The organism is Chryseobacterium luteum, from assembly GCF_000737785.1.
GTDB classification, from domain to species: domain Bacteria; phylum Bacteroidota; class Bacteroidia; order Flavobacteriales; family Weeksellaceae; genus Chryseobacterium; species Chryseobacterium luteum.
The window spans coordinates 27,412-53,355 of record NZ_JPRO01000002.1; the positions used below are offsets into that span (position 1 = coordinate 27,412).

The following is a 25,944-nucleotide window of genomic DNA, read 5'->3' on the forward strand; positions in this document are numbered from 1 at the left end:
ATTTGGATGTATGAAAAGAAGTATTGTATTTTTTATTATCCTTTTTTCTGACATCTTATCTGCACAGGATTGTTATCCTTTTAATCTGAATATTCTTCAGTCTCAGTCTGCTGTGGAAGACAGTATCAAACCTGTTTTCAAAGACGGTAGTTTTGTTTTTACCAATATTCTCAATGGCAGGAAAGTTCTTGATAAAAAATTTCAGGAAGCTTATCCTTTCTTTCATAATATTGCTATTGTAAAATTTAACGATCAATATAACCTGGTAGACAGGGAAGGTGTTTTTTTGATTGATAAAAATTTGCCTGATGAATCGAACAGACCGCATTATTCTCGGAATATGCTTGTTTTTAGAGATTTTCAATATTTTTACGGTGCTCAGAATAAAGAATATGTTCCTGCCAGTGAACGTGAATATTCCAAATCAAAATTTCTTGAAGCCTATAAGTCTGAAGAATCCGGGAAGTATGGTTTTACGGTAACAGATCGTTTTAATAAAGAGATCTGTCCTCCCATGTACGATAGCATTATATCACTTTCCGAAAATTTTGTTTTGGCAAGAATAGATAAGAAATACGGCTTGGAAAATAATACGGCCCATACTGTAATTCCGTATGATTATGATGAGGCTCTTCCTTTTAATAAAGAACAGAATAATCAGGTTCATCAACAATTTTTAGGCTTCAAAAAAAGAAAAAACTGGTTTTATTTTGACTGGAACGGGAACTTGATTTTAAAATCAAAGCATGAAGTTTCTGTACTTTCAAACTATTCCGGTGATGTTATTGGTGCCGTAAAGAAAAATGGAAAATTCAGCATCCTGTATAGAAACGGAGTATTAAAGGATTTTTTATTTGACCATGTTTCTGAAAACGTCAATCTTGGTTTTATCGGAAATGATGTTTATTACATCAATTCCAACCAGACGATGTCTGCATATTATTCCTATGATCCGGAGCAGAAGTTTGATAAAATCTCAATTCGGGAAGTCTCTCCTTTCGGGTATTGGTCGGAACTTACAATAGATAAAAACACCGTGACTTTTAAAGATTCAGAAAGTAAAGGTAAGATGGTAGAAAAAAAGACCGATCCTAAGGCCTGGATGAAACTGTATGAGCTCTTTTGCTGGTGCGATTATATAGGTTTGGGAGAGAGCGGAAACAGAACCAAAGTTGACGGAACCGATATTTTTGTGAGGATTTATAAAGATGGAATAAGCATTCCTAAATATACACCTAATTTTTACGGAGTATCGGAAAAAATAGGGGATTTCGGCAATCTGCTTATGAATTTCCGGGAGCGTGGGGTGGTTAAAGACTGACTTTGGAGTATCCCTTCTCCTCCAATGCCTGACAGGTGTACTCGTATACTTCCTGAAACATGACATCAAGATTTTTCTTGCTGAATAAGCTGAATTTCGTCATTTTAGGAGGGTCTAAAAAAATATCACAGGATTTGGCTTTAGAATAAACCGACTTGGCAATCGCTAAATGCAGAATCCTGTCAAATTCCTTCATCAGGCTCATATTATTTAATTCATCATAGCTTATTGAATTGACGTGGGAAGCAATCAGAAAATCACATTTATCAATGATCGGCTCTATGGGAAGGTTATCCAGAACACCTCCGTCAACATATATTTTTTCACCCATTCTCACAGGAGGTAAAATGAACGGAACACTTGATGAAGCCAGAAGCGGCCCGAAAAGCTCGCCTTCCGAAAAGAAATCCACAATTCCGTGGGTCATTTCTGTGGCGGTGACGTAAACAGGGATTTTTAAGATCTTAAAATCATTCTCGGGAAAGTGATCATTAAAAAGCTTTAAGATGAAATTTGAGCTGAAAATACCGTTTTTGGAAAGTTTCAGATAAGACCTGGAAAAGAATGTGGTTTGCTTTACAATATCCATCATCTCATCCGGTGATTTTCCGAAAGAATAAAATGCCCCTACAATGGAGCCGGCACTGGTCCCTGAAATGATGTGCGGTTTCAGATTGTATTCTTCCAGTGCTTTCAGTACTGCTATATGGGCAATTCCACGCATGCCTCCACCGGAAAGCGTGAGGCCGATAACCGGTGGTCTCTTTTTTTTGAACGAGAATAAACCCATTGAAAGTAATTAATCCCTACTAAGATACAAGAAATTTTGACATACACCGGCTACGCTGTGCTGCCTGGTTATTTTACAGCACTAATTTTTTGGGCAGGTTGTGAAGAAGCTCCGTATTGATAATTTCTGCACAGATTCCCGGTTTTTCCCAGTGTCCGTTGTGTCCGCAGTCCAGGATATAAGATTTTATATTGGTTCTGTCCGGAAGGTGTTTAATCATCGTATCTGTTTTTACAGCATTGTCATGTTTTCCCGCCAGGATTAAAATTTTAGCTTCCAGATTTTCCAGAATATGTTTTTTGTCCGTTCTTTCCACCATGCCTTTTACGCAGGCAAGAGCTCCCATATTGTTGGTAGAAAGGGCGGTTGCAAGAGCGGTTTCAATTTTTCCTTCCAGAATATCCCTTTCATTGGGATTGAAAAGATTCGGAATACCAGCTTTGACGTAATGGGCAAAAGCATCCCTGATGATCCTGTAGCTTTTGATTCGCTGCTGTTTTTTCTCTTCGTCGTCGGGGAAATAAGTAGAGAAGAAGAGAGTCAGGCTTTTAAGAGATTCAGGGTGCTTTTCAGCAAAAGCCAGTGAAGTATATCCTCCCATAGAATGTCCCAAAAGATGAACCTTATTCAGTTTTTCGTGATCCAGAACTTTTTTTACTTCATCAGCCATCAGTTCCATGGTGTGAACCTCTGCTAAGATATCAGATTGTCCATGGCCTGGGAGATCAATTTTCAACAGTGAAAACTGATCGGAAAGATGGGGTTCCATATCGCTCCAGATGGAAAGGTTTTCCATAAAGCCGTGAAGCAGTACCAAAGTTTCTTTTCCGTTTCCTTTTCTTTCAAAATTCAGCATAATCTCAGTTGTTTCTTCAAATTTAAATAAAAAAAGAGCATTTCAAAAATGCTCTTTTGGTATTACTTGATTAATTCAGTATAAACTTTCTTTTCCCAGGGTTTTATATCGGTGATACCGTATTTTTCTTTTTTAGAAATTGCGATATTGTCCAGAATGTCCACAAAGTTTTTATAATTGGCTTCATCGGTTGGTTTTACAATGACTGTGAAGTTCTCAGGTTTCGGAGCGTTTTTGTAGGCTTCAGAAATAATCTTCGAGATTTTCACGCCGCTGAAATCAGTTTCTTTCAGGTTTCCTGAATTTAAATCTGTCTCATTACTTTGATGGTAAAATACCCTGTTGTCTTTTCCGAGAATAAAGGTAACCTGGTTTTTATCTCCGATAACAGGCCTGTCTATTGGATTTGGGTTAGGATCTTTTGCCGGAAGTCCCAGATCCATCACATTGGGTTTTGTGAAATTGGTGGTAAACATGAAAAATGTGATCAGTAAAAATCCCAGATCCACCATTGGAGTCATGTCTACCCGGATTAGTTTTTTCTTTTGCTTGCCTCCCTGTTTGTCTTGTGCAATTACTTCAGCCATAATTAATATTTTTAAATGTTAAACGGTTTTTGATGAAAAGTAAAGTGTTGATACTTATTTGGAGGAATCTATACAAAGTTTATACCTAAAATTGATAAATGATAATAAAATTTTAAATTTATAGAATGTTTGACATAGAAAAGCCTTAGGAAGTTTTATATTCGTAAGGCTTTATGAATTTTTAAGAGGATGATTGCTATCTGTTTATGAGCAGTTTCTCAGATAGAATAATCTTTCCATGGTTTTCTGCCTGGATAATGTAGGTTCCGTTTATGAATTGACAAATATTTATAGAAGCCTTTATACCATTATACTTTTCCGAGAATAATTTTTTTCCGGACATATCGGTGATGCTGATTGTCGACCCCGTAGGAAGATAATCAAGGTAAACAACGTCTTTTGCGGGATTGGGATACACCAAAATCTGATTGCTCTTAGTTACCTCTGATAGTCCTAATGTTCCGGGGTAACCCAACTTTACGATCAAAAAATCTGCATATGTATAACCACTTGAATATCCGGCAAGAACAAATCCACCATCTGTAGTTTTTTCAAGGGATTTAACAGAGGTAATCATATTTTCATGAATTGGTTTTTCCCACACAATGTTTCCTGTTGCATCCAGTTTCATAACTAAAATATTATAAATGTGAGTGACTGTATCTTCCATATTTATGCTTATAATGTAACCATTATCAGATGTTTGTGTAAGTGATGCAGGGAATTCTCCTATATTATTAGATCCAAGATTATTGAAACTGTTTTTCCATTGAATATTCCCTGTATTATTTAGTTTAACCATCAATGTAGTTGAAGGAGTGCTTCCAACAATATCTCCATCATTTGAAGTAGTAGTAGTTAGTATAGTATAACCGCCATCATTTGCCTGAAGAATTAGAGGTGATCCCGGTTCTTCTCCGCTTCCTCCTAATGATTTATTCCATTGAATACTACCAAGCGCGTCCAGCTTTACAATCCAGGTGTCTTTTCCTCCATGATTTCCGATAACATCACCATCGTTAGATTCTGACGTTCCTGCAATGATATATCCGCCATCAGAAGTTTGCAGAAAATTATCCGGTACATCTTTTCCGCTTCCTCCTAATGATTTTTGCCACTGAATATTTCCTGTACTATTTAATTTTACAACCCAAATATCACTATCTCCATGATTTCCTACGTTTGAGTAGGAGCTTCCAACAACGATATACTCTCCATTAGAGGTTTGCTTTATTTGTTGTGGGAAATCGTCATTAATTCCTCCTAAAGTTTTTTGCCATTGGATATTGCCGGAAGAATTTAACTTTACAATCCAAATATCATAATCTCCATAATTTTCTGTAACATCCCCATTGTATGATGATGAAGCGCCAGAAATTATATATCCATTGTCAGATGTTTTGTTAATGGAAAATATGATTTCGTGAGAAGTTCCGCCTAAAGTTTTTTGCCATTGAATATTTCCTGAAAGATCGAGCTTTATGATCCAATAATCAAGTCCACCATGATTTCCTGTAACATCCCCATTATTAGAATTTGAATTTCCGGAAATAATATATCCGTCTGAAAACTGTAATACAGAGTTTACAGTGTCATCATTACTTCCCCCTAATGATTTTTGCCATTGTGTATTTCCGGACGAATCTAACTTTATAGCAAGGATATTTGAGCTGTTATAAGGGTTTGTATTTCCTACTGTGATAAATCCGCCATCTGATGTCTGTAAAATAGATTCCGCAGATTCAGAATCTGCTCCGCCTAAAGTTTTTTGCCACTGAATATTTGGGGCTTGGGCATAGAGTGTTAAGCAGCTTAAGGCTGCAAGAATGTAAAATAATTTTTTCATTTGTGTTTATTTGAAATTTTTGTCGAATCTACGAATAAATATTTTCTTCCATTCAATAAAATTAATTAGTGTCATCCTATTCTAAGTGTAAAAAAAGCCTTACAAAATGAACTGATAAGGCTTTATGAATTTTTAAGAGGATGATTGCTATCTGTTTATGAGCAGTTTCTCAGATAGAATAATCTTTCCCTGGTTTTCTACCTGGATAATGTAGGCGCCGTTTATGAATTGACTAATATTTATAGAAGCCTTTAATAAAAAAAATACAATTGTTATCCTGTCAATTAGTAAGTGTAGATATTCTTCTGATAAGTGTACAAAAAAGCCTTACCAAAATGAATTGATAAGGCTTTATTATATTGAGAATAATCTTACTTCGTTGTCTTATAATAGTTAACACCGCATTCTAAGAATTTCTTAAAATCTTCTTTCGGCATATATCCGGATACCGGAGTATTGATTACTTTTCCGTCCGGTGTTATCAGAACATAGTGTGGCTGGGAATTGTTGTTGAAATTCACCTGCTGGAATAAGCTCCACCGGTCACCGATCGTTTTTACTTTCTTGATCTGCCCGTCTCCAAGATCGATCTTTGTTTTCTGATCTTCAGGAAGCTCTTCCTTATCATCTACATATAAAGAAGCAAGAACAACATCATTTTGAAGGATAGGTAAAATATCCGGCTCGCTCCATACGAATTCCTCCATTTTTCGGCAGTTTTCACAGCCATACCCGGTAAAGTCGATCAGAATAGGTTTGTTCTCCTTTTTAGCCAGTTCAACAGCTTTAAAGAAATCATGTTCAGGATGCATGCCCAGGATTCCGTCTTTTTCATCATGAAGATAGCTTACATTCAAAGGAGGCAGGATTCCGCTTAACAGCTGTAGCTTTGGACGCTCGGCAGGAATTAATCCCTGGATCAGATAGATCACGAAACCTATTCCTAAAGCTCCCAATATCTTCCTTGTAATCGAGATTTTCGGTTTTTTATCGTCATGCGGAAACCTGATGATTCCGAATAAATAAAGGGCCAGTCCCAATGCAATTATGATCCAGATAGCGATGAAAAGCTCTCTTTTTAATAAGAATGTTTTAGAAACCAAATCTGCCTTGGATAAGAATTTTAAAGCTAAAGCCAATTCTACGAAACCAAGAACCACTTTTACTGTATTCATCCAGCCTCCGGATTTTGGAAGACTCTGCAAAGCCTGCGGGAATAAAGCAAGCAATCCAAAAACGATGGCCCATGCCAGTCCGAATCCTGCCAGAGCAAAGGTAAGGAGCATAGGAACATTCGTAGATCCTGTCACTGCACTTCCCAGTAAGCTTCCCAGGATAGGGCCGGTACACGAGAAAGAAACGATAACCAAGGTAAGTGCCATGAAGAAAATCCCGATGATTCCTCCGGCTTCTTCTGCTTTTGAAGACTTGTTGGCAATAGAACTCGGCAGTGTAATATCATAGTATCCGAAGAAACTTCCTGCGAAGAAGATGAATATAATAAAGAAGGCAATATTCAGCCATATGCTTGTAGAAATTTCATTGAAAATATTCCCGGCAATTCCATCAATCAAATGGAAAGGAAGACTTAAAAGAACAAAGATCAGAAGGATGAAAAATCCATAGATCAGGGCGTCTCTTTTGCCTTTTGCCTTATTTTTATTCCCTTTCGTGAAGAAAGAAACTGTTAATGGGATCATTGGGAAAACACAAGGTGTCAGCAAAGCGATCAGTCCCCCCACAAATCCTAAGAATAAATAAGTCCAGTAATTTTCGCCAACCTGCTCCACGGCAGTTCCGCAATCGGTTAAAGGTTTCTGGAAATCAATGGTTGCTATTTTTAGCTGCTTTGGATCCAGTTCTGAAGTTTCTGCAGCCACTGCTTTTCCTTTTTCAGGAGTTGCTGTAACAGTTGCTGGCGTTTTCACCGAATCTTTTGTAGTTTCAGGTTTTTCTTCCGCCGTTTCCTCTGTGGATCCTTTCGGGGTTACTTTCTGATTGAATTCTAAAGTATTCGGAGCCAGGCAAACCCTGTCGTCACAGGTCTGATAAGTAATTTCAGAAGTAACGTCTGCAGGTTTCGCAGGATCTTTTAATTTAAATTTCTGTTTGAAACCGGCTGAATTGGAATAAAAAACAATGGTTCCTCCAAAAGCTTCTGAAAATTCCTCGTGTTTCTTACCGGTTTCGGTGAACTTTCCGATCAGTTCGATGTTTTTCCCTGAAACTTTATATTCGGTAGGAATTCCCGTATCCTCAGGAAGATCTTTGGAATAAATATGCCAGCCGCTTTCCATGGTAGCATTCAAAACCGCTTCGTATTGATTGTTCCCTAAGTCGTTAACAGTGAACTTAAACTTTACAGGGTTCTTGATCTGTGCCGAAAATCCGAGAGTAATAAAAAAGAAAAGGAGAAACGAAATTTTATAAATCGAAGAAAATCTCATATTTTTATTTTATGTAAATACTATTATACAAAAGTAATTGTTTTTTGCAGATTAATCAACCGAAGAAATCTTCCTCAGCTTTTTTTCTATAGCCAGATTATTTTTTAAAGCTAAAAATCCCTCTTTTATTTCCAAATAAGGAAAACCTGTTTCGTGATTTTTCCTGCTGATTTCCGCCATTATTTTCCAGTGTTTGGAGATTTCTTTCCATGCGAAAAATAAGGAATGCTTTGGGTCGTACATATGAGTGGGTTCACTTTTAGCACCATTTATCTCTATGATTTTGAAATTTTTGCCCTTTTGTAAAAGCTCTGAATTTTCAAACATCACATCCAGCCTTCCGAAATAAAAGCCATTCACTTTGGTGCAGATTTCATTTATTTTTTGCTCTAATTTTTCTGTAACATCAGTTGAAATGTCTGTAAATTTAGCTCCTCTGGTATGGCTTCCAAACGGAATTAAAATAATTTCCTCGTTTTCAGGAACTATTTTTTTTATTTCATTTCCCATTTTTTGTTCTATAGCTTTGATTTGAAAAGCACTTCTCGGATTTTCCATTACCAGTTCTCTCAAGTTTTTTTTGCCGTTTCCTTTTACAGAAAGAAATTCCTTTTTCACCATTCCGGTAATTTTTCCTTTTTTCTCGTCTGGAAAACGATGGTAAAAAATGCCAACTTCATTCCGGTAATTTATTTTTTCCTGAATTAAAAAATCACAATCATTATTGTTTTGATACCGTTCTAATTCATTTAAATCTTCGAGCTGAACAACGCCTAAACCTTTCAATCCAATGTTTGGTTTTACAATAACAGGGAAGTTGATAGTTTGTGATGTTAATTCAGATAAAATTTCCTGAAATGAAGTTTCTGAGGAAGCAAAAATGGTTTTCGGAATCCAGTTTTCGGGAATCAAATCATAGATTTCTTTTTTGCTTTCCATTGCCATTCCTCCATATTTTATGGAAGGATTTGCACCATGGAAAAACAAGAGCGTTTTTGCTTTCCAGGCACAGTAGAGCCAAACCGGAAAAAGTGGCAAATAAATGGAAAAAGTTGACCAGTATTCCCAATGTGCAAGTTTATGAAGGCGATGTTTGAGTTTCATTTTTAAGGGAAATTTTTTCAGGTTTTGAAAATGGATTAAGTAGGTTGTGATGTTTTAAGGTGATTTTATCAGAAATAACGAGCTGTGTTGTACTGATGGTTTGTATCGTGTTTTGTCTTTTTATAGTAATTCCGTTCTCCAGATCATCGGTTTTCTGATGGTGGAAATCCCAGATCGTTTCTTCAGAAATCGTCTTCTTTTTCAGAAATTCTTTAAAAATTTGTTTCCTTTTTTCTGTTGCAATTTTATCATACAAAGTAGCGGAAGACCAAATGTATGGACGATTTATATCTAATATTTTAAAATGTTTTTCCGAACCATCCCAACGAAATTCTGCCAATTGATTTCCCTGAAAAATAACCAAAGTAAAAGGTTCAATATTTTGTAAATCAATTAGTTGTAATGCGTTGGAGATGTTTTCTTTCTCCATTAAATCTAAAACAATGATTCCTCGGCTTTTTCGGTATTCTGCTTTTCTTTGATGATTTTCGAAAGCTCCGTTTAATAAAATCAGAGCATTCCCATTTTCTGAAACCGCAAACCAGGTTCCTTTTTTTGTGGCATCTTTCGGATAAAAGATGTGATTTTCACTGTGAATTTCCTGTGCAGAGCGATTGGGTTTTTCGTCTCGGTTAGAAGTCAGAATGATTTTGTTTTTAAGCGGAAAATACGTTACAGTACACATTTAGTTTAGGTTTTGAGTTTCTCTGTATTGAATAGTCGAAGGTGCAACTCCGAAATTTTTGTTGAGTAAATGACTCATTTTAATCTCATTAAAAGCCACTTTTATCAATGCCTGATGATGAATGCAATGCTCGATGTTGTACAAAAGTTCCCGAAAGAAATTGGTGGGGATTTCCAAAGAAACATTTCCCACGGTCTGATGCATCATCAAATTTTTGTTTGGCAAGTTGATGTTGGCAAGTATTTCGGAAATAGCCTGTATCGCTTTTTCAGGATTTTTTTCTAATTCCAGATTTCTTTGTCTTTCGTCATAATTAATTTGATTAGTATCATAAGTGTTCAGTAAAATTTCCAAAAACTCAATAATATGTCTCGTATGACCACCAATAGTAGAACCGTCCAGTGAAGGAATATTGTGGGTGTACATTTTTGCTGAAACTTTTCTAAGTAAATTCTGTTGCTCGGTAAGAATCTCGTGTAAGATGGCATAAACCGATTCGTCCTTATTCATACTTTACTTTTTTTAAATTTAAATAAAAGAATCACACAGAAAACAAGAACGGTAAGAGCAAGATAAAATAATTTTCCACCATCGTTATTGGTTTCAATTCCTAGAATGAAAATGTGTGAAGTTATAGCTCCAATCATCGTAAAAAATCCTAACATGGCTCCCCAAAAAGTAGTTTTCGGATTCAGAATTAAAACTGCCGTGATGAGTTCCAAAATACCTGAAAAGATCCGTCCAAAAGGTTCTGCATGAAGCTTAGAAAAAATAGCGACAGAATCCGGATGAGCAGTAAATTTGAAGAATAAAGTTTGCAGCAAAATGATAGCGGGAAGTATTCTTAATGCCCAATTGATAAAGTTTTTCATATTTGTATAATTATAATTTTTCAAGTAAGGCGTAAGAAAATAAATGATTGTACTGTTGGCAATGAACAACTGCGTATTTGTACTCATCAAAGTTTACCGGGCTTGTGAAAGTATAGGCTTGTCCGCCGTTTACAGATTTCAGTTTTCCTAACGAAACAAATTGTGAAGGTTGCTCTTCTTTGCTGACATAAACATACAAATCCGGACCATTGCTAATCGTGAAACCATCATTAAAAACCAAAGTATAAGCTCCGTCTTTTTGATAAATTTCAGCTTTTCCGTTGACGTTATTTCCATAAGGTCCCTGCATAAAGTTTCCGGAATATTTTAACGTAGCATTTTCCGGAGCCATTTCCATTAAATCTTCTGTTGCGGTATTTTCTCGGATGCAGGAAACCAAAAGAAGGGCTGTAATGAAGGTAATGATCATTGTTTTCATAATTTCTGATGTTTTTATTTGTGATAAATTTTCTGATTGAGGGAATTAAAATTTTATCCTGTATTCTACATTAGCGATGAAGCTTCTCGTCAATCCATCAGGTCTGGATTTTCTCACAAGAAAAGGAACACCCATATTAAGCTGAATGCCATTTCTTTGGTTGATTTCGTAGTCCAGATAAACATTTCCGTTCAGTGTAAGTCCTTCTGAGTTTTTAATCTCTTGTTCTACATTGTTTTGGTTAGTAAATCGGTCGTTTTTCAGGTGATAAATCGGCAAAATGCTTGGGGTAAGTCTTATTTTTGAATTAATCATTAGAGGATAAGAAACTCTCAGCAAAACATCGCCGCTTCTTTGGAATTTATTGGTGGATAAAAATCCTCTCAACTCCGAACTTGCAGGATATTGTGAAACCAGAAACTGATTGTCATTCTGTGTTAACGGCTGTTGAAGAGCGGCAACCAACTGTATTTTCTTAAATTCATATCCAACTCCCAGAATCAAATCAAAAGTTCCCAGACTGGACTGATAATCCATTGGTAACGGTAAATTGTTATTGGAGTTTCCTGCATCTGACAAAGGAATTTTTGCACCCAAAGTAAACTTCAAACTGTTACCGGCTTTATAATTGGCATTCAGAAAAAGATCGGAAAGTCCGAAAGAGGAAATATCATTTCCGTTTTGTGCCAAAGTGGTCAATTTTGCATCAATGCCCAATTTATCTCCGAGTTGTCTGTTGTATTCTACGTAATTTCCAAAAACAGAAATTGAGTTGTCTGCTTTACCAAAGAAAATCCCGGTTTTAATCTGATTGTGGTAAGATTTGATGCTGTCGTTACTATTTGGCTGAAAGCTGTTAACTGTACAAAAACCAGCATCACTGCATCCTTGTGCAAAGATGTAATTGCTTTGCAGAAGAAGTAAAATTGCTGTTCCCAACAAAAATTTAAATGTTTTCATAGTGATTTTTTTAGGATAAATTGTTTATTTTTCTGTCAGTTTTTTCCAGTTTTGGTCTGCGCTTTTTTTCAGTTTTTCCTCGTTCTTATTCCAGGAAGAGAGGGTATTGTTGAAAAATTTATTGTAGAACAAATGAGTTTTTCCACCGATTATTTTAAAAGTTGTAGGATTGATTTCCACTTTTTCTCCGTAATCTCCAAGTGCAAAAGCACACCAACCTCCATAAACAGGTTCGTATTTGGCGGGATCTTTTTTCAGGAGTTCTTTATTTTTTTCCGAAGAAGTGTAATAAATAGCTCCGTTTACATTAACTGCCAATTCCTTTTTACCTTTTACCGCTTTTTTCTGTTCGATGTAAGAAACAGGATCATAGCCCTGAATTGCCAGTTTGTTTTCTAAATTTCGGTGCTCTTTTTTTTGAGCAGATGCAAAAAACGAAACCCAAAAAGTCAGGATGATTATTATATTTTTCATATTAAAGTTGTTTTAAAATATCTTCCAAAGAAGCTCTTTCTTTATAGTCGGGATTGAAATGTCTCCAGATTATTTTTTGATTTTCGTCTAAAATGTAGGTGGCAGAAACGGGCAGTCTTCCAGACTCATCGGAACGGCTTTTTCTGAAATCGTCTCCCAAATGTTTTTCGTAGAAATCAAGCGTTTTTTTCTCTGGTGTGTACAGAACATCAAAAAGTTCTGCAATTCTGTAGTTTTCATCATACAAAACAGAATAGGCAGTTTTGGTTTTGCTGATGGTTTTTTCTATAAACTCAGGTTTTTCGGGAGAAATGATGACCAATCTTGTGTTTTTCGATTGTAATTCCGGAGCAAGATGTTGGAGGCTTTCGATGTATTTATTACAGTACGGACACCATTGCCCACGAATAAAAACCAACACCGTTTTCTTTTTTTCCTGAAACAGCGAAAATGTTTTTTCAAATTGGTCTTTCGCAGTAAAATCAGGAATGGTTTCGCCCACCATTTTGCCTTTTACTTCTTCCAGCGTTTTGGTTTTTTTGTTCAATTTTCTTTTTTCTAAAACCGACTGTCCGACATTTAAAAATTGTGCAGCGTTGTAATATCCATATTCATACTGCACCAGTTCGCCGTTTTGGTCTAAAAAAAGAAAGGAAGGATAATTAACGATTTTGAATTTTTTGGCAAGTTCTGTTCCCTCTTTTTCAGCATCAATATAAAGGCTGATGAAATTTTTATTGAAAAGTTCCCCCAGTTCAGGATTCGGGAACGTATTCTTTTTCATCAGTTTACACGGACCGCACCAAGTCGTGTGCAAATCAATGAAGATGAGCTTGTTTTCCTGTTGTGCTAGTTTTTTGGCTTCTTCTAAATTTTTAGTTTGAAAATTAATTCCGGTTTTGCTTTGCGCATTGAACGAAATTGCAATTAAAAAGAAGAGTGTATAAATTGTTTTTGTGAACATAAGATAAAGTATTTACTATGAAGTTCCCAAAAACAAAAAAAATCACCCAATGAAATAGTGATTTTTTATAATGTATTGATAATCAGTTTTGAAAATTATCTTCTTTTTTTATTTTCCGTATTTGTTCTACACATTTATGCTTTTGATTTTGAGCATTGTGTTTGCTGGAATACTTGTATTTTTCCTGTATTTCTCCGATATTTTTATTCTTCATAAAAATATCGTGGATGAGATTCTGGCAGTGAGAAGAGATTTCATTGATATAATCATTGAGTTTGTCCCAATAATCTCTTTCGTTTTCTATGGCTTGGTTAATCTCTTCCTTGTTCTCAAAATAATAGGTTTCGTGAATTTCCACAAAAAAGTTTCGGTTTCTCAGTTTTTTCAGCCATAGGTTTTTAGAAATTCCGGTGACATAATTGGCAAGACAAGTGTAGGCTTTGAAATCGTCATCGTACAATTTCTCGTATAAAATAATCAAAGCATCCTGAAAAACATCTTCCGCATCTTCTAAATTCCCTTTGTTTCCAAGAACAAATTTCCGGGTGTACCCGAAATATTTTTGATACAGAACGGCAAAGGCAACATTGCTGTCTTTTTGGAAATCTTCGATAGCTAAAGCGTTTGTCGTTCTTTTGTTCATGTAATGGTCAGAACTTTCTCTGTGTGTTTTGTTGCCATAAATCTTCGGTCCTGCCTGAAAGGAATAATTCCCAGAATGGAATTTTCACGGTCTGTTAAGATCCATGTTTTTTGTCTCACTAAAATAGATAATTTTTCGTCCCTAAAAAACTTAGAAACTTTCTTTTTGCCTGAAAAACCTGCCGGATAAAAGCCGTCGCCATCCTGCTGTTTTCTTAAACGCAATGGAAACTGAAGTTTTGCGGCATCAAAATCCCACTCAAAACTGTTATTGATTCCGTCAATATTTTCAATCGTGTTTTCAAGACTGATATTCATCTGGCTTTTAGAAAAGTCAAAATTTTCGATCAGAAGAATTTCATCTTTGGTTTCCTGCTTTTGTTTTTTACTGATGAAAATTAATTCATCGCGGCTGATCATCAGCTGGTAGTCCTTTGAAAAAAAAGAGCTGCCGTTTTCCGCAGTAAAAATCTTTGGAATTTCTTCCTTCCTGTCGAATCCGTATTTCTTTAAAATCTCAAACTGTACAAAAGCGCTTTCCCGGCCCAGCTTTTCTTTGGATAATATTGTATGCTCCGCGTTAAATACCGTAAGCTGATTTTCAATTTCTCCGATCTGTTTTTCTACAAAATCCCTGGTTTGGTTTAGATAAGAAGAGCTCTTTTTGAAATTTTCCAGAAAATGCTCATTCGTTTCTAAAAGTTTGGGAATGATTTCATTTCTGATTTTATTCCTTAAATAATCACTTTTTTTGTTGGAAATGTCTTCCCGGAAATCAATCCTGTTTTTCTCAGCGTACTCATAAATTTCTTTTTTTGAAAAATTTAAAAGAGGACGGAGCATAGTATTCTTATTGGCCGGAATTCCACTCAGTCCATTGATGCCGGAAGCTTTGGAAAGATTGATGATGAAAGTCTCCAGCTGGTCATTCAGATGATGGGCGGTAACGAGGAATTCCAGGTTTTCCTGTTCCTGAATTTCCCTGAAAAAGCGGTAACGGATTTCCCTTGCCCAAAGCTGAATAGAATTTTCTGGTTTTTTATCTTTTTCTGAAACCTCGTACAGATGAAACCGGATATGATTTTTCTCACAAAAATCCTGAACCGTTTCTTGATCCAGATCAGAATCTTCACCCCGGAGCTTATAATTGATATGGGCTATCTGAAAGGTAAGCCCTAAACCCCGGAAAAGAGAGGCCATAACTATAGAATCGGCACCACCGCTTACAGCCAGAAGATAGCTGTGATTTTCCGGATTTCTGACAAGATTTTCAAGCTGTTTTTTAAAACTGAATTTTTCCAAGAGGTATGTTGAGGATTTCTTTTATGCAAAGATAATCCATAAAATTCAATTCAATTTTCCTAACTTTGATTCGTCTAAAAATGATTACATATGAAGATTATTAAAATTTTAGGAGTATCTGTAATGGCATTGGGACTGACATCTTGTGTCAGCAAAAAGCAGTATGACGCATTAAGCTCCAACTATAAGCAGTGTATTGAAAATATCGGGGAAAGACAAAGAGAGATCCAGGATTTAAAGTCTCAGAATTCTGCATTGTCAGGTGAGAATAATCTCTTGAAAAGTCAGCATGATGCTTTGAAATCGTCTTTGGATGCCTGTCTTTCAAATACAGGGAAAAGCTCGGCTAATATTGATAAACTGGTAGGAGAAATCAATGCCTCAAATTCATATATCAAGCAGCTGATCTCAAACAATGCCAAAAATGACAGCCTGAATATGGCATTGTCCAACAAGCTTAAGAGATCTCTTGATAATGTTGCGGATGATGATGTACAGGTAAAAGTATTGAAAGGTGTGGTAATGATATCACTTTCAGATAAAATGTTATATAAAACAGGGGATTACAATGTACTGCCTGCTGCCCAGGAAGTATTAGGAAAAGTAGCCAAGGTCATCAATGATTATGATAAATATTCTGTACTGATTGAAGGGAATACAGATAACGCAGCTTTAAGCTCACCTAATCTGCCAAGAGACAACTGGGATCTTTCTGCATTGAGAGGTACGGCGGTAGCTAAGGTTCTTCAGACGCAGTTTGGTGTGGATCCTGCGAGGATGACAGCTGGCGGACGTTCTGAATACAATCCTAAAGCAACCAATATGAGCGTTTCCGGAAGAGCGGAAAACAGAAGAACGGAAATCATCATTATGCCTAAGCTGGATGAGTTCATGAAGTTAATGGATATTACTCCTAAGAAGTAATTGAAATATACCCATAAAAAATAAATCCCGAAATTATTCGGGATTTATTTTTTTAATCAAATTAATTCTTCTTTTTTCAATAATGAAATAATTCGCTGAAAAAAAGAAGTGGATATTTCTGTCTTGGTTTTTTTAGACGAAGAATCCGCCTTGCCTTTTGGCCCTGCGGTCTTCTGATTCTCGGTGTTTATTAGTTTTGCCCCTACATTCATTTCTGTAGTATTTACCCTTGTTCTCTGCAAATGTATGATTAACTTCAATGCAAACATATCCGTATTTTCACGGTATTTTAAACAGGGTTTTTACGGAATATTTTAATAGAATAAGGAAGATGGGAGCAGGAATAACAGCTGTGCTTCTATTTTTTATTGTTTTGAAGGCTGTTTTTACATTTCTCTGTAACTGTCGGAAATATAAGCCTGATCATAACTTCCAGCTACCTAATTTTCATTTTTTTACCCCGGAGTCAGGTTATTTAAGTATTTTTGAATAACATAAAAGAATTGCAGTATGAGCTTTTTTGAAGAACAAAATCCTGAAATGGACAGGTATCTGGAAACACATGCTTCCTCAGAACCTGAAATTCTGAAAAAACTGAGAAGAGAGACCTATCAGAAAACCACACAGCCGCATATGATATCCGGATATCAGCAGGGAAGGCTTTTAACGATTATTTCCAACATGATGCAGCCTAAGAATGTGCTGGAGATCGGAACTTTTACAGGATATGCCACACTTTGTCTGACATCTGGGCTGGCTAAAGACGGGAAAATTACCACATTAGACATCAATGAAGATCTGGCCTATCTCCCGAAAAAATATTTTGAAGAAAGCGAATATGCCGGACAGATCAATTTTAAGCTTCAGGATGCCAAAGAATTTTTAAAGGAAACGGATGAGGTTTTTGACCTTGTGTTCATAGATGCCGACAAAGAAAATTATGCTGAATACTTCCGGCTGATCAAGCCCAGAACAAAAACAGGCTCAGTAGTGATGTTTGATAACGTCTTGTGGTACGGGAAAGTGCTGGAAGAAAATCCGAAACAAAGATCTACACAGGTCATCAAAGAACTGAATGATTTGATCGCAAAAGACGACGATTTTGAAAATCTTATTTTACCTTTGCGTGACGGAGTAAATTTTCTGAGAAGAAAATAAATTACGAGATTTAAAAATTTAAATCATTAAATAATTAAAAGATTTTGCGGAATCTGATTGAATGATTTAAATTTTTTGAAATCATTCAATCTTTTAATCTTAATAAATGAATAAAGGAATTTGTAATGTTACAGTAGCACCGGTTCGTGCAGAGAATTCTGACAAAGCGGAAATTGTTACGGAAATACTGTTTGGAGAAAGTGCAGATATTCTGGAAGTGAATAAAAACTGGACCAGAATAAAAATGCACTATGACGGATATGAAGGATGGATGGATACCAAACAGCTGAAACCTGTAACAGAGGAAGAGCTGGCAAAAAGAAAAGTGACCATAGTGACTGAAGATTTTTCTTCCGTATTGATGAATGATGGAAAAACCCTCCTGTCTATGGGCTCCGAGGTGGAATTTCAGGCGGTGGCTTCAAGAAGGAGCCATGATCTTCGTGAGAGCATAGCTTTGGCCGCCAGGGAATTTCTTAATGTACCTTATTTATGGGGAGGGAAAAGCTTTTTTGCGGTAGACTGCTCAGGTTTTACCCAGCTTGTCTATAAAATTCATGATATCAAACTGCCCAGAGATACCTATCAGCAGGCAGAAATAGGCGAACCTTTAAGTTTTGTGGAAGAGAGCCAGCCCGGTGATTTGGCCTTTTTTGAAAACCCCGAGGGCAAAATTATTCACGTAGGAATTATGCTTGAAAACCAGAAGATCATTCATGCTTCAGGAAAGGTGAGGATAGATATCCTGGATTCTACCGGGATCTTCAACAAAGAAATGAATAAGCATACGCATAAGCTGAGAGTAATCAAAAACTTGCTCCATTCATAAATACGACCGGATTTTTTGTACCGATATTCAAATGATACAATCTAAAAATAATTCAAAACATTATATCTGGGGAAACAGCTGCGACAGCTGGATCTTGAATGATTCTGCCCAACTTTCCGTAAAACAGGAAAAAATGCCCGCAGGAACGGCTGAGAAACTGCATTTCCATGAAACGGCAGAGCAGGTTTTTTACATTTTAAAAGGCGAAGCTGTATTTGATATTAATAATGAAAAAATTCCGGTAAAGGCAGGAGAAAGTATTTCCATTCAGCCTAAATCGGAACATCGTATCTCCAATGAATCTAAGGATGAATTGGAGTTTCTTGTTATTTCCAGCCCGTCTACCCATAATGACCGAATTGAAATTGAAAAATAATTAAATGTCCTTTCTATACAGCCTATTTATCAGCCTTCTCATCTTCGGAATGAAAGTTTTCGCTTTGTTTAATGATAAAACTAAAAAAGGCGTTGAAGGAAGGAAGCAGTCTTTAAGCAAAGTAAAAGCTGCATTTTTGCCGTCGGATAAAGTAATCTGGATGCACGCAGCCAGTCTGGGCGAATACGAGCAGGGGCTTCCGGTTCTGGAAAAGCTGAAAGAGAAATTTCCGGGGCATAAGATCCTTGTGACCTTCTTTTCTCCATCCGGCTACGAAAATGTAATGAAAAAGAAACATATCGCAGATGTGATCTGTTATCTTCCCTTTGATAAGAAAAGTACCGTAAAAGAATTTATTTCCCAATTCGATATAGAATTATTTTTTACGGTTAAATATGATTATTGGTATCATCTTTTGGCAGAACTTAAAAATAAAGGTGCTAAAATCTATGTCATCTCTGCTTTGTTTTATGAAAGACAGGCCTTCTTTACTTCCTACGGGAAATGGTTTGTGAAGCAGCTCAGAAAAAATGTGGACTGGTTTTTTCATCAAACTGAATTTTCTTTTGCATTAGCGAAAAGTATCGGATTAAATAATTCTTCAGTGACGGGAGATACCAGATTCGACCGGGTAAAACAGCTTAGAGAACGTAACAATCATGTTGATTTTATTTCAGAGTTTATAGGTGATCATAAAGCTGTAGTATTCGGGAGTTCCTGGCAGGCGGAGGAAAAAATAGCCGTCACGATTTCCAGAATGAGTGCCGGTCTAAAATTGATTATGGCTCCTCATGACCTGAAAAGAGTAGCTAATCTCAAACATTCCTTTCCGGACGCCTTATTATACAGTGAAATTAAAAATGTTCAACCTTCCAGCCTCAATTCTCAGGTCCTGATCATCGACAGTATCGGTTTATTGTCAAAACTGTATTCTTATGCAGATTTAGCTGTGGTAGGGGGCGGTTTTCATGATGCCGGGCTGCACAATATTTTGGAGGTGGCTACATTTGGTATTCCTGTAATCTTTGGAAATCATTACAGAAAGAATCCTGAGGCAGACGATCTTATTGCGGCCGATGGAGGGAAATCTTTTACAGAGGAATATGCAGCAGCAGATTTTGTGCTGTTTCTTCTGAATAATGAGGAAGAACTTAAAGAAATGTCCGGGAATGCCCGGAGATTTGTAGACGAAAAGCCTGATGCCACAAGGCTTATCCTGCAAAAGATTTTATCTTAAAAATCCCTGGCTTTTGATATCTTTCATGATCTCATCTATATGATCCGGAATTTTTTCGGTTTCAAACCAGTTGAAATCTAGGCCATTATTGATACAAAGCTTCTGCAGATAATGATTTTCCGAAATTTTACTTTGCGTTTCTCTCAGAAGTTCATCAATCTCCATCCAGTAATCTTCATCCAGCTTTTTAGTTAATACGAGTGCCTTGAACACTTTATTGATGATATAAATATAAAGCTTATACACGTTATCAAATCTCTGTCTGCTGAAATCACTGTTGGAATCCAGGATTCTGTTGACCAGCAAAAGGTTCAGTGAAACTTCCCCGAATTTATCCGTTGTAATTTTAATATGTTCCGTTATCTCTGCGCTCAGTTTTCGGATAATGGTAAGGAAATATTTGGCATTTCCAACATATTTTGAGGCCAGAAGAACCTGTTCCGCAACATTCTCTTCCATTGCATTCCTTTTATCATCCGTAGTTTCCTGATCGATCAGTTCAAAATACAGTTTTTTAGACAGAAGCTTATCCTTTTTCAGAAGCCTGAAAATAAGACGGTCTTTTTCTACGTTGGAAAAAGCACTCAATGCCGCTTTAAACTCTTTTGAATATTCCATTAATTAAAAATTTTTGAATATTTCAGGAACCCATTAATAGCCCAATTGGCCGTATAATAAAAAGATTTTACAGTAGAAAACCCCATAAAGTCCTTATAGACCAGATACTGATCCATGATGATATTTTTTTTCTTTCGGGAAACGCTGTTCTCACGCATCCTGTACTTTGCCAGAGTTTTATTGATGGGCATTCCTTCGGGAATTACCTTCAGAAGATTCAGCCACATCACATGATCTTCACGTTTGCTTTTAACAGGAAATAAAAATTTCCCAACCCTTTTGGTGTCGTACATGGTAGAAACCGGGGCCAGTCTGCAGGTTTTCAGAAGATTAGAGAAGGTTACCACCTTATCTGCCATGAAGTCCTTTAAAACAGGCTGTAACTGCTCATTACACCTCGAATAATTGCAGTAGACCAGTTCCGCATTGTTTTCCTGCATATAATCTGTCATTGTTTCCAGATATTCAGGATACCAGAAATCATCGGAATCCAGAAAGGCAATATATCTTCCCGTGGCTCTTTCCAGGCTGTTGTTTCTGGCATTTCCGGCACCTCCGTTTTTATTAAGGATCTGTAGCTTTATCCTGGGATCATTGTATTTTCGTATAATCTCTACGGTATTGTCTTTGGAAAGATCATCCGTAATGAGCCATTCCCAGTTGTCATAGGTCTGGTTCAGAACAGATTGTATCGTTTCTTCGATGAATTCGGCAGAATTATAACTTGGGGTGATGATGGAGACCAGGTCTTTCATTGGTGTTTTTACTGGGGGTAAAATTATAAAAATTTTTTCTCATAAAGATGCCATGATGCAATTCCTACTCCGATAACTACCAGCATGCAGACAAAACTCATGAAAAAAGGATTGTAGCCGGCAAACAGTCCAAGCGCAGCAAACACCCTGATAATAGGGAAGTGGAATATATAAATGCCATAAGTGAAGTCTCCGTATTTTCCGAAATTATTAAGAAATTTCAGGGAGTAGGCGATGTACAGCACAATGATACTGATCATGATGGGAGAGAATAGTTTGATGTGCAGGATCAGGTCTATCCAAACCGTTATGATGGCAATAATGAACAGGGTATTTTTATGTTTGATGAAAGTTTCAAAATGAAAATAAATCAGCATTCCTCCAATAAAATAGCATAGTGAACCCGGAAGCTGCCTCGAAATTTGGGACTTTCCCGTCATTTCAAAATAATTAAGAAAGATCAGCGAAAGAAAATACAGGACAATCAGGCTGAGATTCCTGTACTTATTGTTTTTCCCGAACAATAAAAAGATCAGAGGGACCGCGAAATAAAAGCACATTTCAATCTTAAGCGTCCAAAGAGCACCGTTTACAGCCGCATTTCCGAATACTCCCGGAAGAGAAGGTGCCATGAAATTCATGAAAATTGAATTCCAAAAGAAATATTTATACACCTGTATGTTGCCAAAATAATCAGAAAAAGACAGTGTACTTACCAGGCTCAGAAGAATAGTGCAGAGAAATACAACCAGTAAATAGGCAGGAACGATCCTGTTGAATCTTTTCTTTGCATAGCTTTTCAGGCTGGAAGATCTTTCGTAACTCCTTGCAATAAGGAAACCACTGACAATGAAAAACGAAAAAACAGCAATTTCTACGGGGCTGTGGGTTAGAAAGGTGAGCCGGCTGGAGCCGCTTAAAGCCCCCAAATGTCCTACAAAGACAATGAAAGCGAGGAGAACACGGATGAAGTCAAAATTATTTTTCGTTATACTTTGCATTTTTGTTTCTTTCTGCAAAAATAGTTTTTTTAATAAATAGAGGGCGAAACCGAGATTCACTATTTTGCTAAATAATGTTTGTTTTGAAGCTTAATGCTCTAAAATTTTCAGAAATATACTTTATCGAAATTATTTTTCACAAAAAATGGTGATATAAATCAAAAAAATTATAATTTTAGCCCTTGAAAATTTTATTTATGAAGAAATTAGCATTACTATTTGCAGGTTTATCATTGTTTGTAGCTACGGGATGTAATGATGATGGCGATAATGAGATGGAATATCCGCTTATAGGCCTCTGGCAGCCGCTGAAAGAAGTGGTTACTACTGTAGAGGTAGGTGAAGACCCTGTTTCGGATCTTATTACATATACCGACTGTCAGAAAAATTCCAGATGGAGATTCAATACCCAGACATCCGGAAAAAGAAACGATTGGGGAGAAATTGGTACAACTCCACAGTGTGCTATTACATCACAAAGGAACTTTACCTATACATATGATAGAAGTGCGAAAACGGTAATAGTTAAATATGAGGGTACCGTGGAGCCATCCAGCGGTAAAATAATTACCCTCAATGATACTACCTTAAACGTGGCATTTAGAGAAGAGACTCAGGACCCGACTGTATATAAGACAAGAACCTTTACCATGAAAAGAATTCCTCAGTAAATATACATTCATACCTTATCATAGATCTCATCTCCGGATGAGATTTTTTTATTGAAGGGTATTCATTAATTAATCAAAAATTAAAATTTCCATTTCTTTTAAAATCATTATTTTTGTGAATCCTGATTTGGAATTAATGATAAAGAACTAATTCTAATATCTAAAGTCTAACATCTAACATCTATTATAAAAAGTGTTTTACGATCATCAGCAGATAGAAAAAAAGTGGCAGAAGTACTGGGAGGAAAATCAAACCTATAAAACCTCCGATAACACAGACAAGCCTAAATTTTATGTTCTCGATATGTTTCCGTATCCATCCGGGGCAGGGCTTCACGTGGGGCACCCGCTGGGATACATTGCGTCAGATATCTATGCGAGATATAAAAGACACCAGGGGTTTAATGTTCTTCATCCGGTAGGGTACGACAGTTTCGGCCTTCCTGCTGAGCAGTATGCCATCCAGACAGGACAGCATCCGGCGATCACAACCGAGGAAAATATCAACAGATATGAAGAGCAGCTGAAAAAGATCGGTTTTTCATTCGACTGGAGCCGGGAACTGAGAACTTCAGACGCCTCTTATTATAAATGGACACAGTGGATCTTTATAGAGCTGTATCATTCATGGTACAATAAAAATACGGATAAGGCAGAATCCATCAATACTTTAATTCAGCATTTTGAAGAAAAAGGAACTGAAGGATTAAATGCCAGTCAGAACGATGAGTTGAATTTCACGGCAGAAGAATGGAAAGAGTCTTCAGTTCTTGATAAAGAAGACATCCTGTTAAATTACCGTCTGGCTTACAGGGCAGAGACTACCGTAAACTGGTGTCCGGCTTTGGGAACCGTATTGGCCAATGATGAGGTAAAAGACGGAAAATCCGAAAGAGGAGGATTCCCTGTATTCCAAAAGAAAATGATGCAGTGGAGCATGAGAATTTCCGCTTACTCTGAAAGATTATTGCAGGGGCTTAACACATTAGACTGGCCGCAGCCTCTTAAAGATGCCCAGGAATACTGGATCGGGAAATCCCAGGGAGCACAGGTTAGATTCAATGTTGAAGGTCACGATGAAACCGTTGAGGTTTTCACCACAAGACCCGATACCATTTTCGGAGCTACCTTTATGGTATTGGCTCCTGAAAATCCTTTAGTGGATACCATTACTACAGAAGCTCAGAAAGCAGAAGTAGATACTTATATAGAAGAAACTTCCAAAAAAACCGAAAGGGACAGAATGTCTGACGTGAAAAACGTGAGCGGTGCCTTTACCGGAAGTTATGCCATCAATCCTTTCAGTAATGAGAAGATGCCAATCTATATTTCAGATTATGTATTGATGGGTTACGGAACAGGGGCTGTAATGGCCGTTCCTGCACATGACGAACGCGATCACAGATTTGCCAAGAAATTTAATTTGCAAATTAAAAAAGTGGTTGAAACTGAAGAAGATGTTCAGGAAAAATCTTTCGATTCTAAAGATTCGGTTTGTGTCAACTCTGATTTTCTGAACGGATTAAATTACAGTGATGCAAAATCATTAATAATAGATGCTATTGAGAAAAAAGGGATCGGTCACGGAACTACCAATTACAGACAGCGTGATGCCATTTTTTCAAGACAGCGTTACTGGGGCGAGCCCGTTCCTATATATTATAAAGAAGGAATGCCTTACACGATTCCGGTTTCCGCTTTACCGTTGGAACTTCCTGAAGTTGAAAAATATTTGCCGACAGAAGACGGGGATCCACCATTAGGAAATGCAAAAGTATTTGCCTGGGATGAAGCCGGTCAAAAAGTTGTTTCCACAGATCTTATTGATGATAAAACCGTATTTCCATTAGAATTATCTACAATGCCGGGTTGGGCGGGAAGCTCATGGTATTTCCTTAGATATATGGACCCGAATGATCAGGAGGTTTTTGTGAAAAAAGAATTGGCTGATTATTGGGGGCAGGTAGATTTATATATCGGAGGTAGCGAACACGCAACCGGACACTTGTTATATTCCCGTTTCTGGAATATGTTCTTAAAAGACAGAGGATATATTAATCAGGATGAGCCTTTCCAGAAACTGATCAACCAGGGGATGATTTTGGGGATGAGTGCTTTTGTATACAGAATTGACGGAACCAACCAATATGTTTCCAAAAATCTGGCGGGTAATTATCAGACTCAAAAAATCCATGTGGATGTATCCTTATTAAAAGGAGCATCTGACGAATTAGATACTGAAGCATTCAAATCTTGGAGACCGGATTATGCAGATGCAGAATTTATTTTAGAAGAAGGAAAATACATCACGGACCGCGAGGTAGAAAAAATGTCCAAGTCCAAATACAACGTCGTAAATCCTGATGATATCTGTGAAGAATACGGAGCAGACGGATTGAGGCTGTACGAAATGTTCCTGGGGCCTTTGGAGCAGTCCAAGCCATGGAACACACAAGGACTAAGCGGAGTCTACGGTTTCCTTAAAAAATTCTGGAACCTGTATTTCAACGGAGATACGTTTGAAGTATCCGATGAAGAGCCTTCCAAAGCAGAATACAAAGTGTTGCATACCTTAATAAAGAAGGTCGTTTATGATATTGAGAACTTCTCATTCAATACCTCCGTATCTTCATTTATGATCGCTGTGAACGAGCTGCAAAAAATAAAATGTAACAAACGCAATATTTTGGAGCCGTTAGCCGTTATCATCTCTCCGTACGCGCCACACATCTGTGAAGAGCTTTGGAGTTTACTGGGAAATAAAGAATCTGTTGAGTTTGAAAAATTCCCTATATTGAATGAAGATTATCTGGTAGAAGACGAAATTGAATATCCGGTAAGTGTAAACGGTAAAATGAAGTTCAAAATCGCACTTTCGGCTCAGTTATCCGCTAAGGAGGTAGAAGATTTGGTGATTTCAGATGAAAGGATACAGTCGGTTTTAGAGGGTAAAACACCCAAAAAAATCATCGTAGTGCATCACCGTATTGTGAATATCGTAATTTAAAAAAAAGTTAACATTGGGAATTTTAAAAAAATGAGGGCCTTATTTTTTTAAATTTATAATTGAAATGTTAAAATTGAGG

The 25,944-nt window shown here is 36.9% G+C and carries 26 protein-coding genes; 8 read left to right on the top strand and 18 right to left on the bottom strand.

Translation table 11 applies throughout. The features are described 5' to 3' along the window. Positions 1-10 precede the first annotated feature (10 nt). On the top strand, positions 11-1,321 hold the full coding sequence (locus IX38_RS03645; protein ID WP_034701864.1) for a WG repeat-containing protein: 1,311 nt from the start codon (positions 11-13) through the stop codon (positions 1,319-1,321). On the opposite strand, the gene IX38_RS03650 is transcribed toward IX38_RS03645, so the two are convergent. The 15 genes from IX38_RS03650 to tilS form a co-directional block, all read right to left on the bottom strand. Beyond that, positions 1,311-2,111 (bottom strand): patatin-like phospholipase family protein, encoded by an 801-nt coding sequence (locus IX38_RS03650; RefSeq protein WP_034701866.1) that lies wholly within the window; start codon positions 2,109-2,111, stop codon positions 1,311-1,313. The genes IX38_RS03645 and IX38_RS03650 overlap by 11 nt on opposite strands. A 73-nt stretch (positions 2,112-2,184) precedes the next feature. Then, on the bottom strand, positions 2,185-2,967 hold the full coding sequence (locus IX38_RS03655; protein WP_034701868.1) for an alpha/beta fold hydrolase: 783 nt from the start codon (positions 2,965-2,967) through the stop codon (positions 2,185-2,187). Between the two features lie 62 nt (positions 2,968-3,029). Next, the gene (locus tag IX38_RS03660) at positions 3,030-3,554 is read right to left on the bottom strand and encodes a biopolymer transporter ExbD (protein WP_034701870.1); all 525 of its coding nucleotides are present in this window, start codon (positions 3,552-3,554) and stop codon (positions 3,030-3,032) included. A 196-nt stretch (positions 3,555-3,750) separates the two neighbouring features. Next, the gene (locus tag IX38_RS03665) at positions 3,751-5,400 is read right to left on the bottom strand and encodes a T9SS type A sorting domain-containing protein (protein ID WP_051884447.1); all 1,650 of its coding nucleotides are present in this window, start codon (positions 5,398-5,400) and stop codon (positions 3,751-3,753) included. Between the two features lie 371 nt (positions 5,401-5,771). Further along, positions 5,772-7,847, bottom strand: coding sequence for a protein-disulfide reductase DsbD family protein (locus IX38_RS03670; RefSeq protein WP_051884448.1), 2,076 nt, complete (start codon positions 7,845-7,847; stop codon positions 5,772-5,774). Positions 7,848-7,898: 51 nt separating this feature from the next. After that, complete coding sequence (locus tag IX38_RS03675; RefSeq protein WP_034701872.1) at positions 7,899-8,951, bottom strand: ATP-grasp domain-containing protein; 1,053 nt, start codon at positions 8,949-8,951, stop codon at positions 7,899-7,901. Next, on the bottom strand, positions 8,926-9,636 hold the full coding sequence (locus IX38_RS03680; protein ID WP_051884453.1) for an NRDE family protein: 711 nt from the start codon (positions 9,634-9,636) through the stop codon (positions 8,926-8,928). The genes IX38_RS03675 and IX38_RS03680 overlap by 26 nt, the downstream gene beginning before the upstream one ends. Then, positions 9,637-10,146, bottom strand: coding sequence for a hypothetical protein (locus IX38_RS03685; protein ID WP_051884457.1), 510 nt, complete (start codon positions 10,144-10,146; stop codon positions 9,637-9,639). After that, positions 10,143-10,508, bottom strand: coding sequence for a DoxX family protein (locus IX38_RS03690; protein WP_034702482.1), 366 nt, complete (start codon positions 10,506-10,508; stop codon positions 10,143-10,145). The genes IX38_RS03685 and IX38_RS03690 overlap by 4 nt, the downstream gene beginning before the upstream one ends. Before the next feature lie 10 nt (positions 10,509-10,518). Then, the gene (locus IX38_RS03695) at positions 10,519-10,947 is read right to left on the bottom strand and encodes a DM13 domain-containing protein (protein WP_034701874.1); all 429 of its coding nucleotides are present in this window, start codon (positions 10,945-10,947) and stop codon (positions 10,519-10,521) included. 45 nt (positions 10,948-10,992) lie between these two features. Beyond that, a complete protein-coding gene (locus tag IX38_RS03700; protein WP_034701876.1) occupies positions 10,993-11,907 on the bottom strand; it encodes a hypothetical protein in 915 nt (304 codons plus the stop codon). A 24-nt stretch (positions 11,908-11,931) separates the two neighbouring features. Beyond that, positions 11,932-12,381 (bottom strand): YHS domain-containing (seleno)protein, encoded by a 450-nt coding sequence (locus tag IX38_RS03705; RefSeq protein ID WP_034701878.1) that lies wholly within the window; start codon positions 12,379-12,381, stop codon positions 11,932-11,934. 1 nt (position 12,382) lies between these two features. After that, positions 12,383-13,345, bottom strand: a complete 963-nt coding sequence (locus IX38_RS21855; RefSeq protein ID WP_051884458.1) for a redoxin domain-containing protein — start codon at positions 13,343-13,345, stop codon at positions 12,383-12,385. 82 nt (positions 13,346-13,427) lie between these two features. Further along, on the bottom strand, positions 13,428-13,988 hold the full coding sequence (locus IX38_RS03720; protein WP_034701879.1) for an RNA polymerase sigma factor: 561 nt from the start codon (positions 13,986-13,988) through the stop codon (positions 13,428-13,430). Then, the gene (tilS, locus tag IX38_RS03725; RefSeq protein ID WP_034701882.1) at positions 13,985-15,289 is read right to left on the bottom strand and encodes a tRNA lysidine(34) synthetase TilS; all 1,305 of its coding nucleotides are present in this window, start codon (positions 15,287-15,289) and stop codon (positions 13,985-13,987) included. Before tilS ends, IX38_RS03720 begins: the two co-directional genes overlap by 4 nt. A gap of 90 nt (positions 15,290-15,379) precedes the next feature. Between tilS and IX38_RS03730 the strand changes: the two genes are divergently transcribed. The 5 genes from IX38_RS03730 to IX38_RS03760 all read left to right on the top strand — a co-directional run bounded on the left by IX38_RS03730 (position 15,380) and on the right by IX38_RS03760 (position 19,813). Then, entirely contained in the window at positions 15,380-16,213 is an 834-nt protein-coding gene (locus tag IX38_RS03730; RefSeq protein WP_034701884.1) for an OmpA family protein, read from the top strand. A gap of 510 nt (positions 16,214-16,723) precedes the next feature. Beyond that, positions 16,724-17,371, top strand: coding sequence for an O-methyltransferase (locus IX38_RS03745; RefSeq protein ID WP_034701890.1), 648 nt, complete (start codon positions 16,724-16,726; stop codon positions 17,369-17,371). A 106-nt stretch (positions 17,372-17,477) separates the two neighbouring features. After that, positions 17,478-18,200 (top strand): C40 family peptidase, encoded by a 723-nt coding sequence (locus tag IX38_RS03750; protein WP_034701892.1) that lies wholly within the window; start codon positions 17,478-17,480, stop codon positions 18,198-18,200. A 31-nt stretch (positions 18,201-18,231) separates the two neighbouring features. After that, positions 18,232-18,576 carry a cupin domain-containing protein gene (locus IX38_RS03755; RefSeq protein ID WP_034701894.1) on the top strand — a complete coding sequence of 115 codons (345 nt, stop codon included), beginning with the start codon at positions 18,232-18,234 and terminating at the stop codon, positions 18,574-18,576. Between the two features lie 4 nt (positions 18,577-18,580). After that, positions 18,581-19,813, top strand: a complete 1,233-nt coding sequence (locus IX38_RS03760; RefSeq protein ID WP_034701897.1) for a 3-deoxy-D-manno-octulosonic acid transferase — start codon at positions 18,581-18,583, stop codon at positions 19,811-19,813. On the opposite strand, the gene IX38_RS03765 is transcribed toward IX38_RS03760, so the two are convergent. From IX38_RS03765 to IX38_RS03775, 3 genes are read right to left on the bottom strand one after another with little or no spacing between them, the layout of a single operon-like run. Then, positions 19,805-20,431 (bottom strand): deoxyuridine 5'-triphosphate nucleotidohydrolase, encoded by a 627-nt coding sequence (locus tag IX38_RS03765; RefSeq protein WP_034701899.1) that lies wholly within the window; start codon positions 20,429-20,431, stop codon positions 19,805-19,807. The two genes, IX38_RS03760 and IX38_RS03765, sit on opposite strands and share 9 nt — an antisense overlap. Beyond that, a complete protein-coding gene (locus IX38_RS03770) occupies positions 20,431-21,186 on the bottom strand; it encodes a glycosyltransferase family 2 protein (RefSeq protein ID WP_034701901.1) in 756 nt (251 codons plus the stop codon). The genes IX38_RS03765 and IX38_RS03770 overlap by 1 nt, the downstream gene beginning before the upstream one ends. 23 nt (positions 21,187-21,209) lie before the next feature. Further along, positions 21,210-22,187 carry an acyltransferase family protein gene (locus tag IX38_RS03775; RefSeq protein WP_034702486.1) on the bottom strand — a complete coding sequence of 326 codons (978 nt, stop codon included), beginning with the start codon at positions 22,185-22,187 and terminating at the stop codon, positions 21,210-21,212. 197 nt (positions 22,188-22,384) lie between these two features. On the opposite strand from IX38_RS03775, the gene IX38_RS03780 reads away from it, so the two are divergent. Both IX38_RS03780 and leuS read left to right on the top strand, forming a co-directional pair. Then, positions 22,385-22,858: a lipocalin-like domain-containing protein gene (locus IX38_RS03780; RefSeq protein ID WP_034701904.1), complete on the top strand. Its 474-nt coding sequence runs from the start codon at positions 22,385-22,387 to the stop codon at positions 22,856-22,858. 193 nt (positions 22,859-23,051) lie between these two features. Next, complete coding sequence (gene leuS, locus IX38_RS03785) at positions 23,052-25,865, top strand: leucine--tRNA ligase (protein ID WP_034701905.1); 2,814 nt, start codon at positions 23,052-23,054, stop codon at positions 25,863-25,865. Positions 25,866-25,944 lie beyond the last annotated feature (79 nt).